Here is a 16,499-nt window from a genome sequence, read left to right on the forward strand (position 1 = left end):
AATGAGCGAAAAATTATCTGCTAATGAAGCAATGAAGACCCAAAGTGATGGTCTTAGGGGAACATTAAAAGAAAGTATAGATTTAGATAATCATACCGGAAGTGTTCGGCCAGATGATGAGTTTTTAGTCAAATTTCATGGCATGTATGTGCAAGACGACCGTGATCGCAGAGCTGAAAGAGCAGCAAAAAAATTGGATAATTTATATTCCTTTATGATTCGTTTGCGAATTCCAGGTGGTGTCATTTCTGCAGAACAATGGATTGCCACTCACGAAATTTCAGAACAATTCGGGACAGGAACTTTAAAAATAACAACACGACAAACGGTCCAATTGCATGGGTTGTTAAAACATCAAATACGCCCAACTATTCAGGCGTTTAATACGGTCAAATTAGATTCAATTGCGGCTTGTGGTGATGTAAATAGAAATGTAATTGCGAGTTCACATCCACAAATTTCACCACTCCATAAGAAAATACATGATTATGCTGATAAGATTTCAACCTTATTACTTCCAAAAACACAATCCTATTATGAAGTTTTTATTGATGGAGAAAAAATATACGAGCGTTCTTCTGAAGCCGATCCATTATATGAAGACCGATACCTGCCGCGGAAATTTAAAATTGCTATTGCCATTCCGCCTAGTAATGATGTAGATGTATTTACTAACGATATCGGATTGATAGCCATTATTGAAAACAACCAATTAAAAGGATTTAATATTGCTATCGGCGGAGGTTTAGCAAGAACTCACGGAAACCCGAACACCTATTCTCGTTTAGGAAGTATAATCGGATTTACCGATACCGAAGAAAAAACATTAAAAGCAGTTTATGAAATTTTAACCGTGCAGCGCGATTTTGGTAATCGTGTCGACAGAAAATTATCACGTCTTAAATATACCGTTGATAAATTAACTGTAGAAGGTTACAAAAAAGAACTGGAAAGTCGCATCGGATTTGAATTAGAAGCTGCTAAACCTTTTAGTTTTAGTGAAAGAAGTGACCGTTTTGGTTGGGAGAAAAACCATCAAGGCAATTGGTTTTACACCTTATTTGTAGAACATGGAGTCGTAAAACCATATCAAAAACAATTCTTAATAGAAGTAGCAGAACTAAAAATATCAAACTTCATTTTCACAGGAAATCAAAATTTAATACTGGGAGAAATTGCCGATTCAGATAAACCAAAAGTAGAAGAGTTATTAAAAAGACATGATGTTGAAAAGCAAGTAAGCGCTTTGAGAAAAAACTCTATGGCATGTGTAGCATTGCCTACTTGTCCATTGGCATTAGCTGAAGGACAAAGGTATTTGCCCGAATTAGTAACCAAAATTGAACCTATTCTACAAAAATACAAGCTCACGAATGATGAAATATCAATCAGAATGACCGGTTGTCCCAATGGTTGTGGTCGTCCTTATGTGTCGGAATTAGGTTTTGTTGGAACGGGTCCGGAACAATACAATTTTATGTTAGGTGGTGACAGATATGGGGAACGTTTGAATAAATTATACAAAGAAAAACTAACCGAAACTCAGATTTTAGAAGAAGTAGATTTTTTATTTAGTCAGTATGTTAATGATAAAAACAAGAATGAAACTTTTGGAGATTTTGCTTTTAGAAAATATGTAAATTAAATGAATAGAATCTATATAATTTTCCTTTTACTTGTCTCAATTACTGTTTTTTCGCAAAGTGAAAAAGAAGTTAAAAACCAGCAAATAGTATGGTATACTTATAATGTAAATTGGAAATTAAATAACAATTGGCAATTGGTAACAGATGTTAGCGAGAGGCAGTTTATTAATCCTACTGCACAACATTTATGGTCAGTAAGAGCAAATTTTAAAAGAGTTATTACGGCTAACTGGGATTTCGGATTTGGGGGAAGTTTATTTATAAGAAAATTAAATGATCCCTATAAAACTAATCCATTAATTGTTCCCGAATTAAGGCCTCACATAGAATTTAATAATACGCAAAAATTAGGATTTGGAACCTTAAATAGTCGGTATAGAATCGAAGCGCGATTGTATCAAAACACAAAAGATGGAGAACTTTCGGATGGGTATTATTTTAACAATTTCAGATTGCGATATCTTTTAGGATGGACTTTTCCAATAATTAAAAATAAGAATACATCAAACGAACTGGTATTTGTAAAAATTCAAGATGAAATTATGGTCAATGCAGGTAGTAAAATTGTTCGAAATACCTTTGATCAAAACAGGATTTACCTTGCGTTAAACTATAAAGTTTCAAATAAATTTTCAATAGAAACGGGTTATTTAAATTCTTTTCAACAACAACCAATTGGTGATGAATTTTTAAATAGAAACATTTTAAGACTAACAATATTTCAAAAAATAGAGTAAAAAAATGGAGAGCACCAATACCTTATTTCCAGTTTTCTTAAAAACAGAAACGGCACACTTTCTAATCGTTGGAGGTGGTAATGTTGGTTTAGAAAAAACGGAAACATTGCTTAAGCAAAATCCGCAAGTTAGCATTACAATTGTCGCAACCTATTTTCATGTCAATTTAAAAGAGATTATTCAACAAAATAGTAATGTGACAGCAATTGAAAGAGCTTTTGATGAAGCTGATTTAATTGGTAAAGATTATGTCATTATTACCACTGATAAACCCGAGGTGAATTTAGAAGTCAGAGAACTGGCTCGTTATAAAGGAATCAAAGTAAATGCCGCTGACCAACCAGCATTGTGCGACTTTTATTTAGGTTCTATTGTTAATAAAGGAAGTTTGAAAATTGCGATTTCTACAAATGGAAAATCTCCTGTTTTAGCCAAGCGTATGCGAGAATATTTTACCGAAGTAATTCCAGATACTATAGAAAACAATTTAGAATCATTAAATCAACTAAGGTCGAATCATAAAGGTAATTTTCAGGAAAAACTAGCCGATTTGAATAAAATAACAAGCGTAATCAATGGAAGTAAAACCAAAAAAACAGAAAGAAACGTAAAAAAGCTAGTATTGGATATCACGATACTCTTCATGGTTTTCTTTATCGGTTTTGGATTGTCAAAATTTATTTCATACGATGATATCTTAATACACGCCAAGAATATTCCAAACGCTTTTTACGGGATGTTATTAGTTGGTTTCTTTGCACAACTAGTTGATGGTGCAGTTGGCTTGGGTTACGGAGTTACTTGTGCTACGAGTATGATGTTATTAGGAATTAATCTTCCGGCAATAAGCGGTAGCATTCACACGGCAGAAATGTTCTCAAGCGGCATTAGTGGCTATTCTCATTATAAATTTGGAAACGTAAATAAGAAATTATTTTATTGGCTAGCCATTCCGGGAGTTTTGGGTGCGATTTCTGGGGCCTCGTTATTAATTTATTTAGGAAACAAATATCAAACTATTACCTATGCTTTATTATCTATTTATACAATGAGTATTGGTATTCGATTGATAATTATTGCTTACAGAAAAGTAAACAAAAAACAAAAGGTAAATCATACTGGAAGTTTGGGTTTTGCCGGAGGTTTTTTTGACGCTTTTGCTGGCGGTGGTTGGGGACCAATAGTAACTTCGACATTATTGGCGAAAGGTAGAAAATCGAGTTATGTGGTAGGTACAGTTAGTTTAGCCGAATTTTTTGTAACATTAGCTGCTGCAATTACTTTTTTTAGTTCACTTGGTATAAGTCATTGGTATATAATTCTCGGTTTGATTCTCGGAGGAAGTATTGCTGCTCCATTTGCCGCAAAATTAGCTGGTAAATTGCCACAAAAGAAAGCGTTACTTTGTGTAGCTTTTTTGGTTATTGTTTTCAGTTTAAGAATTTTGGTTAAAATAATATAATATGAAAATTAAATTAAAGCGCTTAAATGAAGATTTTCATTTTCAAGCAATAAATGAACGCGGTCATCAAATAGAAATTGATAGCCGGAAAGAATTTGGAGGTAGCGATTTGGCGCCAAGTCCAATGGAATTGTTACTAATGGCTGTGGCTGGTTGTTCGGCAATTGATATAATTTCTATTTTGAAAAAACAAAAGCAGCAAATCGAATTTTTTCAAACAGAAGTTGATGGTACCAGAGTAAAAGTAGGAGACGCAACTCCTTTCAAAGAAATCAATCTTACCATTTTTTTAGAAGGAAAAATTGAACCAAGCAAAGCACTAAAGGCGGCCCAACTATCCTTTGAAAAATACTGTTCGGTTGCCAAAACACTTGAACCAACTGCAAACATTACATATAAAGTTATTTTAAACAACATCGAACTATGAAATTTGACGAACATTTCGAAACCAAAGCCATAAGAACGCAAATCGAAAGAACACAATATCTTGAGCATTCCGTTCCTTTATACCTTACTTCAAGTTTTATTTTTGAAGATGCTGAAGATATGCGAGCCTCTTTTGCTGAGGAAAAAGACAGAAATATTTACAGCCGATTTAGCAATCCGAACACTTCAGAATTTGTAGAAAAAATATGCGTTATGGAAGGTGCTGAAGATGGCTTTGCCTTTGCAACCGGAATGGCTGCAGTTTATTCAACATTTGCGGCTTTACTAAATGCTGACGACCATATCCTTTCTGCAAGTAGTGTTTTTGGTTCTACGCACACGTTGTTTACTAAATATTTTCCAAAATGGAATATAACGACTTCCTATTTTGATATCAATAAACCTGAAACAATTGAAAATTATATTCAGCCAAATACAAAAATCATTTATGCCGAATCGCCAACAAATCCTGCAGTTGATATTATTGATTTGGAAGTCTTAAGTGCCATTGCCAAAAAGCACAATCTTATTTTGATAATTGACAATTGTTTTGCAACACCTTATCTTCAAAACCCAATACAATTTGGAGCCGATTTAGTGATACATTCTGCCACAAAATTAATAGACGGACAAGGAAGAGTTATGGGTGGTGTTGTAGTTGGAAAACAAGAATTAATTAGAGAAATTTACTTATTCTCAAGAAATACAGGTCCGGCATTATCGCCTTTCAATGCCTGGGTACTTTCAAAAAGTTTAGAAACGCTTGCTGTTCGACTTGATAAACATTGTGAAAACGCACTAAAAGTTGCTGAATTTTTAGAATCAAATACCAATGTAAAGTTGGTTAAATATCCTTTTCTAAAATCGCATCCCCAATATGAAATTGCAAAAAAGCAAATGAGGTTAGGCGGAAATATTGTTGCTTTTGAAGTAAAAGGCGGAATTGAAGCCGGAAGGTCTTTCTTAAATAAAATAAAATTATGTTCACTTTCAGCTAATCTCGGAGATACGAGAACTATTGTTACTCATCCTGCTTCAACAACACATAGCAAACTAACAGTAGAAGAACGATTGGCGGTTAGTATTACTGATGGATTGGTAAGAGTATCGGTTGGTTTAGAAACGGTTTCCAATATTATTGCCGATTTACAACAAGCTTTAGAAAAATCATAAAAAAAGGCACAGTCTTGTCAAAACATTTTAATGCCTTTGGTAATTTTCTGTATTTATTTTCAAATGCTTAAGCTTCTTTTCTTTGAAAAAAACTTCATTTTTAGGACGTTTAAAAATTATGTAAGTTTTCGATTATTCCCTATATTTGCTCAATTCACATGCTAAATCTACTGCATTAATTATAAAACATGAAATATCTTGCTGACATTACCAAGTATTTCCATCTCTTACTATTATTGGTACTCTTCTGCAATAATATCAATGCGCAAGCTATTTTAAATAAATACTATTTATCAGACGATGTCGAAAAATTAATCAATTCTAATCCAGATCAGGCACTTAAAATTGCACAATATTTGTTGGGAAAAACCAACACTTCAAATACAGATAAAGCACAAATTAATTTTTTAATTTCTCAGGCATACACAGCAAAAGGAGATTATAGTAGTGCTTTAAATTTTTTGTATGAAGAGAAAAATTATAAAATCTATTTATCCGAAGAGCAAATTATAAATATAGAGGTGGCAAAAATTGCGCTCTTAAGGGATTTAAGCCTTGACAAACAGTCAAAGAAAATATTGGAACAACTTGAGGGAAGTTTCAAAGCGATTTCGGATAACAAGTTGAAATCCTATTTGCAAGTATTGATTGCCATTGAAAAAAGTAGATTTTTTCTGAAAGGAAAAAATGGGTATGAAGGAATACAACTACTTGAAAAACAAAATTCCTCAGTAAATAAAATTGCCAAAGATTTCAGAGATATAGTGCAAAATTATAGGATCGCCTTAGGACAATTGTATTTAGAACAGCATGATTTAAATCAAGCAAAAAGGCAATTTGAACTTACACTCAACAAACTTAATAAACAAAATGAAGAAAATGTTTATGCGAAGATTACTGTGTTGCATGGTTTAGCCAGTATTTGTTTTCTAAATAAAGATTACAGACAAGCATTATCATTATCAAATGAAGCGATGAGTTATGCCGAGCAACTGGGTAATATTTCATCGCAAATAAAATTATTTCAATTGCAGAGCGAGAGTTACTTGGCTATAAATGATGTGGCAAATTATAAACGGATTAATTCTAATTTTTTTGAGCTACAAAGCGAAGCAGAAGGAAAAGAACAAGAAGCTATAAATACAAGTTACAACCTTATTTCAGAAGAATATGCAAATGATTACACCATTGATAAAGTCAGATATATCAATATACTATATGTAGTTTCCGGGGTATTTTTACTTGTTCTATTGATAATTATTTTTTTCTGGCAAAAGATAATAGCGCGCAAAAGGAGGTTAGTTGAAGTTATAAATTATATAGAAATTACCAGAAGTAATCTCAAAAATAGTTTTAGTATCTCAGACAAAAAGAACGAACCCAAAAAAAACAGCATATTAAAAGAGACAGAAGAACAGATATTAAGTAAATTAAAACGATTTGAAAACTCAAAGCGGTTTATCAATAAAGATATTTCTTTAGCCGTTTTAGCGGGTCAATTGGATTCAAACACAAAATACCTTTCGGAAATTATAAATACACATTACAACGTAAATTTTAATACTTACATAAATAAATTACGGGTCAATTATATCATCGAAAAGTTAAAAACTGACCCTAATTACATTAATTATAAAATTAGTTATTTGGCTGAAAATTGTGGCTTTTCATCTCACAGCAGTTTCGCCACTGTTTTTAAAACTATTACGGGCATATCGCCTGTAAAATTTATTGAGCTGTTGAATCAAGAGAAAGAAAATAATCTTTTAGAATTATGAGTAGCAACAAAAACAAATATTGTTTGTTTGTAGTAGTTATTGGCTTCTTAACAACCAATTCAGCTTACGCTCAAAACTATAAAAAGCTTGATAGTATTCTTAAGACTGCCAATAATGAAATCTACAGTAACCCAGATAACGTAATCAAAATTGGAGAAAAAGTTGTAAAGCAAGCTGAAAATAATGTTGACTATAAAATAAAAGGGTATAAACTGATTTCAGATGGCTACTCAGCTAAGAGAAATTATGAAAAATCATTGGAATATTTAATAAAATCTTCCCAACTATTAAATCTCTCGAAGGATAAGTTACTTAAGATTAATATTATTAATAAAACCGGAATCCAATACCATCAGTTAAAGGTTTATGACAAAGCGATTCAATATTTAGATCAGGCTGAAGAACTAATTGCAGAATATCCATACAAGGATTCTGTTCACACAGAATTAGGTAAAAATTATCTTGTACGAGGTTTCATTTATAAAGAAAAACTTAGCTGTGCTATAGCTATAACCTATTTAGACAGAGGTATTGTTGAGCTAATGAAAGTAAAAGATGTCGCCAATTCTTCATCTAAGATTAGCATTGCTGTCTACAACAAAGGGAATTGTTATTTGTTGATGAAGAATAATAAATTGGCTCTTGAGAATTTTAAAAAAGCAGCTACAATTGCTAGAGAAATAAATGCTAAAAGTCTCGAAGCTTTTGCCTTAAAAGGTTCTGCAAAAGTCTTATTTCTTGAAGGAAATTATAAGGAAGCTTTAGAGGCGTTAAATAAAGCTTTATCTCTTTCTGTAGGAGTAAATGATTTGATTTTAAACCAAGAGATTTATAGAGGATTAGCTGAGAATTACTTGGCGCTGAGTCAATGGAGTCAATTTGAAATTTATCAATTAAAATTTTTAGAAACACAGAAGCTAATTAAAGACACTGAACGTACATCAGTAAGCGAATCTCTTGGCGTAAAAGAAGCTGAACTTAAAGCAAAAAAAATAGAATTGTCTAATAAATTTTATTATTTATTACTGATTTTAATCTTAATTTTAATCTTAATTGTTTTGTTTTTCTATGTGCTTGTCAAAAGAAAAACAAATGAAATTAAAATAATAAAAGACAAGATTTACCTTTTGCAAAACCAAAAAGTTAAAGAGTTATAAGCTACTCTTTTTTTTAAATTCGTTACAAATTTCGCATTTAGACTTTATAAATGCAGTAAATTGAAAAGTAAAACCATTCCTCTTCGTTGGTTGTTTTTGTAAATTAGTTTTATAAAATAATAATTAGCAATAATTAAGTAATTTGAAACTGAAAATCAACAAGTTAAAAATTTGATTTATATTTAATTTTTAATAAAATCAATCAACACTACCAACTAAATAAATAATAAAATGCAGAAAAATTATCTCTCTTTTAAAACTACATTGTCCAAAACTAAGAATGGTATTTTTCAAAAAAAAACTGATTATTATTGGGCTTGCACCAAAATAATCCTTCCCCATTTTTATCTTCTTTTACTTCTATTCGTTAGCAATTTAGGTTACAGTCAACTTGCTTTAGAATCATTTGACTCTGGTATACCGGGGACATGGGCTGTAAACAGTAATTTGGCAACAGCACCGGCAAACAACTGGATAGCAACCCCAAATGGTGGTTATTTAGGAAGTGGAGGAGCTCTTGTAAATCCGTCACTAAATAACACTCAGGGAATTACAGCTGAGTATTATTTGATTAGTCCTCAATTCCTTACGCCATCCAATGGAGAGATTCGTTTTTTTACCAAACAAGGAAGTTTTTTAAATAGAGGAGCTACCTATCAAATTAGAATTTCAACAGCCAATCAACCTGATATTAGTAGTTTTAATGTTGTTTTGCAATCTTGGACAGAAGCGCAACTCAATGCCTCTGCCACTGTTTATGAAGAAAAAGTAGTTCCAATACCATCTATACCTGCAGGAATCCCTGTATATATTGCCTTTGTAGCAGTTACCAATCAAACAGGAACTGCTGCAACTATAGGAGATACTTGGTTTGTAGATAGAGCAAGAGTTATCTCAAGTTGTTCTCCAGTTACTGGAATTACCTCAGTATCATCAACGAATAGTGTTGTCATAAACTGGGCACACCCAACAGCTACAAATTTTGGAATCGAAGTAGTTGCTGCCGGTGCAGGACATGGACCAACGGGAACACCAGTTACCGGAACCACATATACAGCAAACGGATTGACTCCAAATACGACCTACGATGTTTATATTATAACAAATTGTGACGGAACTACATCAAGTACATGGGCCGGACCGTTTTCTATAACCACAACATTGGTCGGAATGACATGTGCAAACCCTATTGTAATTCCCACTACGGTTCCCATAACACCTTTTGTTTATTCTAATAATTTAAGTGTCTTTAATGATACTATGACCTACACAGAATACTCAAGTTTGGGAAACAGCTGTTTGCCTCCCGGAACAACCCAAAATTATTTAAGTGGCGATCACGCTTTCTTCAACTATACACCAACAACTGATGGATTGATTAATATCACACAGGCAATTAATGTTAGTGGAGGTGCCGGAAATTGTTACAACTCTTTAACTGGGGTATTTATTTATGACAGTTGTGCGGGTGTAGGAACATCAGCCGCATGTTTGGGAGCAACAACAACAGATTCGGATACACCAAGTACCATTTTTAATGTTTTTGTTCAGGCAGGTCATAGTTATACAATTGTAGTTTCATCACCTTTTCAACATGATACTCCGGGAGCGGGAATCTGTTTTACTTTAACGGTCAGCGGTTCAAGTTGCCCGGCACCATCCGGAATTACGTATCAGCATCTAACACAAAACGGTGCTGAATTTTCATGGAATAACATTGGCAATTTTGTTAGCGAATGGCAATATGTAGCTGTACCAGCAAATTTAGGAGCACCAACTGGTTCGGAAACACTTACAACAACACTTACAAATCTTAATAATTTAGTAACTGGACTTTTACCAAACACAGCCTACAATTTTTATGTGCGCTCTGTTTGTAGCAGTACACCTGGAGAATGGTCAGCCCCTTTGGCTTTTACAACTCAATGTACAGTTTTTACATTGCCTTATTATACCGGATTTACTCATGGAGGAGAATGTTGGACAGCTTTGAATTTAAATAATGATGCTTCAAGTTTTAATTTTGGACCAAATTGGGAATCAGAACCTTGTGCCAGATTACGTACAGGAGAAGCAGCTAACTTTACCAATGATATATTAGTGTCACCAAAATTGCAATTTGATGGCACTCAAAAAAGATTGCGATTCAAGTATCAGGTTTATGGGAATTGGGGTCCAGCTTCAAATCCAACACCTGGTCCAGGATCTTTTGAAATTAAACTTTCAACAACTGGGGTTGGAGAGCAAGATTTTACAACAACAGTACTTCCTCTGGCATCCTATACTACAGGTTATGATTTTATTGAAAAGATTGTTGTTCTTCCGGCAGGTATTATAGGCGATGTTAATATTGCTTGGATATTGCCAAACGGAGCTACTCAAACTGGTATTCAGTTTTATATAGATGATGTTTATGTTGAAGATTTGCCGGCCTGTTCTGAGCCAAGTTATCCTGTTGTTACAGCTGGCTCTATAACAAATACGTCGCTTGAATTATCTTGGATAAGTGGTTTCAACAATACACAATGGCAAATAGTAGCTCAACCTCAAGGCACTGGAACACCAACAACGAGCGGTATTCTTGTAAGTACAAACCCTTATACTTTGACTGGATTAATGCCGTCAACAAGATATGAAATTTATATCCGAGCTTATTGCAGTGCTACCGAACAAAGTACTTGGGCAGGACCAATTAATGTTAATACAGTTTGTGATCCGCAACCTACTCCGTATTACGAAAGTTTAGATGATGCTGATCCAAACACAAAGAAATTCTGTTGGTCCAAAAACAATCAAAATGGGGACACTACCGAATGGTTTATTAATACCAATGATGCTACTATTTCTCAGGCACCATCGTTTTTTACACCTTTCGGTGGATTTGATGATTGGTTAATCAGTGGGCCGGTTAATGCCGTTGGTAACAAAAGACTACGTTTTAACTATAGAGTGTCGATAGGTATTTTTGCTCCATCCCCAAGAGGAAATTTGGAAATCTTATTATCAACTACTCCAGATTTTAGTACTTACACTACTTTAATTCCGTCACACGATTTTACTAATACTGCCTTTCAGGAAGACTCGGTATTATTTACTGGAGCAGGAACTGTTTATGTAGCTTTCAGAGTGCCGCCAACAATGACTGATCCTTCCAATTCGGGAATAATTATGATTAATGATATAACTATTGATGATGCGCCTGCTTGCCCTGATCCATCCCATTTAGGTTTAACATCTATTACATCAACATCAGCTGACTTAAATTGGATTGTAGGTAATACAGAAACACAATGGCAGATTGTTGTTCAGCCTGCAGGTTCAGGAATTCCAGCAGGTTCGGGTACAATTGTCAATACAACACCTACATACAATGCAACAGGATTAACGCCGGATACAGCTTATGAATATTATGTCAGAGCAGTTTGTACTTCAGAAAATAGCAACTGGGTTGGTCCTTTTACTTTCAGAACAACATGTAATCCAATCTCCACCCCATTTCTTGAAACATTTGATACAACCTCTACTACAGAAACGTGTTGGAAAATTATTAACGGAAATGCTATTGCCTATGATTGGGATCTTAATGAAAGTGTCAATCCTATTTTTGGTAATCAAATGGCCTCTATATTCTCTGGGTCGAATGGTGACAATGACGATTGGTTAATTACACCAACCTTATCGGCTCATGCGGGTCAAAGATTACGTTTTTATTATAAAGTTTACGATAGTGAGTTTCATGAAGATTTAAAAATAAAACTTTCTACAAACGGAACAACTGTAAATCAATTTTCGACTCTTTTATACCAAAATAGTCTAACTACAACTACTAATGCAATTGGAACAGTAGAAGGGTCAAACACTATAACCGTAGCTTCTGCAGAAGACATTAGGGTTGGTGATGTACTCTATATGCCTGGTTTCCCATTTCCTTACCAGACAAGAGTTACCAATATAACAGGAACAGTAATTACACTTTCAAATGCTGCCACACTAACCCTAACAGGAGAGCAAAGTGTAGAACTTACCCATGAAGTGATTAATAATGAAGAGGTAAAAGAAATGGTTATTAACCTAACATCAGTTACATCAGCAACAAACATTAATATCGGGTTTTACATTCCGCGATTCCTCCCAAATCCATGGGGTTACAGAAGTCAATTCCTTTTTGTTGATAATGTAATTGTGGAAGATATTCCGTTATGTCCATCGGTAATCAATGTAACGACGAATAACATTGTCGATACTACTGCCGATATTAATTGGGAAACAACTGGTTCTGAAACTTCATGGGAAATTTCGGTTCAGCCTTTTGGAACACCAGCTCCAATTGGAGCAACATTACCAGCTTATCTTCATACTACAACGGCTCATCCTTATACGGTAACGGGATTAACACCTGCAACTCAGTATCAATATTATGTAAGAGCAATATGTAGCAGTACATCGCAAAGCGAATGGATTGGTCCATTTGAATTTACAACCCGTTGTGACTTTGCTAATGTTTGTCAATATACAATATCGGTAACAAATGGAAATACAGGACAGGTAACCAACAATGTTAGTGTCAAACAAAATGGAGTTGAAGTTCAAGCATTAGAATTTCCGGGTTTTGGTCAGCCAACAACTATTGATTATACGATATTTTTATGTAGTGGTGTCGAATTTAACTTGTATTGGAATGGACTTGGAAGCGGAGTTCAATACTCAGAAGCACAAATAACTATTAAAGACGAATCTAATACAGTGATTTGGACAAGTCCATTAGGATTAGGAACTGTAAACACTAATATTTATACTGGATTTGCAAGTTGTGGTACAATTACATGTCCGCAGCCAACCAATTTAGCTGTTAGCAATCAAGGTTTATTGACTTGGACACCTGGTGCTACAGAAACACAATGGGAAGTCTTTATACAACCACTAGGCAATGGAACATTACCACAATCAGGGCATATTGTAAATACAGCATCATATACACCAATAACAACTGATTTTGTAGATGCTACCGCTGGTACTTATGAATATTTTGTTCGTGCTATTTGTGGTACTTCAAATAACAGTTATTGGTCAGGGCCAAAAGTATTTGTTAGAAATGATGAACCAACTACTTCAGTACGTTTGCAAGTGAACACTGCGGAAGTTTGCCAATCATCTGGTATTGATGCTTCTTTTATTGGTGCTACAGCTTCTTCGGTTCCAACGTCATGTCCTGGAATTAATGGCGGAGATATTTGGTATGATTTTATTGCAACTTCCAAAATTCATTATATAGAATTAAGTGATTTTACGCCAGGAAGTTATTATGATTCTTCTTTTGAAGGGCCATGGCCAAAAATCATAATGTCATTGTATGAAGTCCAAACGGATGGTTCACTGGTAGAAAAAGGATGTAGTGAAAATAATTCGATGACAACAATGTATTCTTCGGAGTTGGTAGTAGGTTACAGCTATAAAATCAGATTGAAATTAAACAGTACTATACCTTCTGATAAAAAATTCCATATCTGTATAACTACACCAAATGATTTATGCGAAGTAAATGCTTTTAATTATAGTTTTGAGAAATTGCCTATGCAGGATGTTGGAGGTATCTCGACTATCTTGGATGCATTGGTAATTCCGGGCTGGAGAGTGAACACTGACTGGGGAACTATGTTCTTCCTCGATTCATCCAATTTAGTAGGTGGCGATCCCTATTCGGGTGGACAATATGTTCAATTAGTTCAGGATGGAGAAGAGGTTTGGAATCCGAGTGATCCAAATATTAAAGGATTATACAAAGATTTTGACACTTCCGAAATCACAAAAATGGATTATAGTTTTGCCAGCGCAACTAGAACAACTACAGGAACCACACTAAAACTTTTTGCAGGACCGCCATCCGGACCATTTACAGTGGTTGCTCAGCATACAGCTAATAGTACAACATGGCAGTTAGTTGAAGGAACTTATACGATACCAACAGGACAAACTAATACACGCTTTATTTTCCGAGTAGAAGGAAATGCTATCGGACACCTTTTAGATGCAGCTAATTTCAAAGCTAATGTTGAAATCAATATAGCTACTCCTAATACAACTTTAGACTGCGCAACGACTTCTATGAATTTTGATGCTAATGGTGTTGGTCAATGGGTTGCAGAGGCAGGAAATCCAGCCACAACAACTATTGCTAATCCAAATAGCGGAGCAACTAATGTTTCTGGATTTACTGCACCAGGAAGTTATATTTTCCATTGGAATACTCGTTATTGTCAAAAATCGATAACGATTACTAAACAAGGAACAACTGCTGTAGCAACAGTAACATCTCCAGTTGTGTATTGTATTGGTGCAACAGCAACATCTTTAACGGCAACAGCTCCATCGGGTAATAGTTTAATGTGGTATACTGGAGGAACAGGAACTACAATTGCTCCGATACCAGCAACAGCAACGGCAGGAAATACAAGCTATTATGTTAGCGTAGTTGATGGTAATGGATGCGAAGGTCCACGTACTGAAATTGCTGTAACTGTAAATGCTCTACCGACCGCAACTATTTCGGGAACAACCACAGTTTGTTTGAATGCTCCTTGTACGACAATTACTTTTACAGGAGCGAATGGAGTTGCTCCATATACTTTTATTTACACAGATAATAATGGTGTAAATCAAACTATAACATCAACAGGAAATAGTGCTACTATTTGTGTTCCTACATTAAGTGACGGAGTATTCACTTATAATTTAGTTAGTGTTTCAAGTAGTGATTTAGTGGCTTGTTCTCAGACACAAACTGGTTCAGCAATAGTGACTGTGGAAGAATTACCAACAGTTGCCATTTCCGGAACATCAACAATATGCTCAGGGCAAACCGCTACGATTTCTTTTATAGGAACTCCAGATGCATCGGTTATTTACACAGTAAATAGTGGGTCAAACCAAACGATTGTTTTAGATGGGGCTGGATTAGCTTCAATTACAACTTCACCATTAACATCAAGTACAACCTATTCTTTAGTAAGCGTAACATCCGCCGGAACTGCTTCGTGTAGTCAAATCATAACAGGCTCCGCAATTGTAACAGTAACGCCATTAGTGACTCCAAATGTTACGTTCAGTTATTTGCAAACCTGTAGAAATGCTGGTGTAAATCCACTTCCGGTATTGACAACTAATTTTGCCATTGGAGGTATATTTAGTTCATCAACAGTAACTGTGAATCCAACAACGGGTGCGGTAGATTTATCGTTAGCTTCCGTTGGATCACATCAAATTACCTATACATTACTTTCAAATACATCAACTTGTACAACTGGAGGAACATTTACGGCAACTCTTGTTATCGTTACAAACATAACTCCAGTTACAGGATTCAGTTATGCAGCAACCTATTGTGCTAATGCTGCTAATGATTTCCCTATAACTTTGACAGGATTTACCAGTGGTGGTGTATTTAATGCTGGTGCTGGTCTAATTATAAATCCAACTACGGGTGAAATTAATATAGCCCAAAGTAATGCGGGAAATTATACCATTACATATACAATTGCCACTGATGCTTCAGCGTGTAATGCTGGTGGTTCATCTAATTTTAACATTACGATTACGCCTGACTTTACTTTCGCCATTGAAGATTTTTGTCAAAATAGTAATTTGACTCTTCATTTAATAAATACCAACTTTAATGAAGAAACGGTAAGTTACACTTGGACTCAAGGCAGTAACATCGTAGGAACCAATGCAACTTTGAATGTTAACGCCTATTTAACTCAAAATCCATCTTTAAGTCTGCCATTAACTTTTGGAGTGTCAGTTAGTTTAAATGGTTGTACGACACAGCAAAACTTCACACTAGATGATAATCCTTGTTTAATAATACCGAGAGGAATTTCACCAAACAACGACCAAGTTAACGATGATTTTGATTTGACGGGTTATGGCGTCAATGAGATTTTGATTTTTAATCGATATGGAACCAAAGTATATTCATTCTCCGGCAACTATACAAATCAATGGAAAGGACAAACCGATGGAGGAAGTGAATTACCAGATGGTACTTATTTCTATAGCATTCATACTACAGACAAAGCTGTAAAAACAGGATGGGTATATATAAACAGACAATATTAATAAAT

At 34.6% G+C, this 16,499-nt stretch carries 8 protein-coding genes; all 8 read left to right on the forward strand.

The genetic code is table 11. From position 1 onward, the window contains the following. The first annotated feature begins 1 nt into the window (after nucleotide 1). The 8 genes from QWY90_RS03555 (at nucleotide 2) to QWY90_RS03590 (ending at nucleotide 16,494) form a co-directional block, all read left to right on the forward strand. Entirely contained in the window at nucleotides 2-1,645 is a 1,644-nt protein-coding gene (locus QWY90_RS03555) for an NADPH-dependent assimilatory sulfite reductase hemoprotein subunit (protein ID WP_290284472.1), read from the forward strand. Further along, on the forward strand, nucleotides 1,646-2,383 hold the full coding sequence (locus QWY90_RS03560) for a DUF2490 domain-containing protein (RefSeq protein ID WP_290284473.1): 738 nt from the start codon (nucleotides 1,646-1,648) through the stop codon (nucleotides 2,381-2,383). It abuts the gene before it with no gap. Nucleotides 2,384-2,387: 4 nt separating this feature from the next. Further along, nucleotides 2,388-3,845 (forward strand): TSUP family transporter, encoded by a 1,458-nt coding sequence (locus tag QWY90_RS03565; RefSeq protein ID WP_290284474.1) that lies wholly within the window; start codon nucleotides 2,388-2,390, stop codon nucleotides 3,843-3,845. A gap of 1 nt (nucleotide 3,846) precedes the next feature. Further along, nucleotides 3,847-4,272, forward strand: a complete 426-nt coding sequence (locus QWY90_RS03570; protein ID WP_290284475.1) for an OsmC family protein — start codon at nucleotides 3,847-3,849, stop codon at nucleotides 4,270-4,272. Further along, nucleotides 4,269-5,444 (forward strand): trans-sulfuration enzyme family protein, encoded by a 1,176-nt coding sequence (locus tag QWY90_RS03575; protein WP_290284477.1) that lies wholly within the window; start codon nucleotides 4,269-4,271, stop codon nucleotides 5,442-5,444. The genes QWY90_RS03570 and QWY90_RS03575 overlap by 4 nt, the downstream gene beginning before the upstream one ends. Nucleotides 5,445-5,632: 188 nt before the next feature. Continuing rightward, the gene (locus tag QWY90_RS03580) at nucleotides 5,633-7,222 is read left to right on the forward strand and encodes a helix-turn-helix domain-containing protein (RefSeq protein WP_290284478.1); all 1,590 of its coding nucleotides are present in this window, start codon (nucleotides 5,633-5,635) and stop codon (nucleotides 7,220-7,222) included. Then, nucleotides 7,219-8,379, forward strand: a complete 1,161-nt coding sequence (locus tag QWY90_RS03585) for a tetratricopeptide repeat protein (RefSeq protein ID WP_290284479.1) — start codon at nucleotides 7,219-7,221, stop codon at nucleotides 8,377-8,379. Before QWY90_RS03580 ends, QWY90_RS03585 begins: the two co-directional genes overlap by 4 nt. A gap of 231 nt (nucleotides 8,380-8,610) precedes the next feature. Then, the gene (locus QWY90_RS03590; RefSeq protein WP_290284480.1) at nucleotides 8,611-16,494 is read left to right on the forward strand and encodes a choice-of-anchor J domain-containing protein; all 7,884 of its coding nucleotides are present in this window, start codon (nucleotides 8,611-8,613) and stop codon (nucleotides 16,492-16,494) included. Nucleotides 16,495-16,499 lie beyond the last annotated feature (5 nt).

It is taken from the genome of Flavobacterium paronense (assembly GCF_030409795.1).
In the GTDB taxonomy this organism is placed as follows: Bacteria; Bacteroidota; Bacteroidia; order Flavobacteriales; family Flavobacteriaceae; genus Flavobacterium; species Flavobacterium paronense.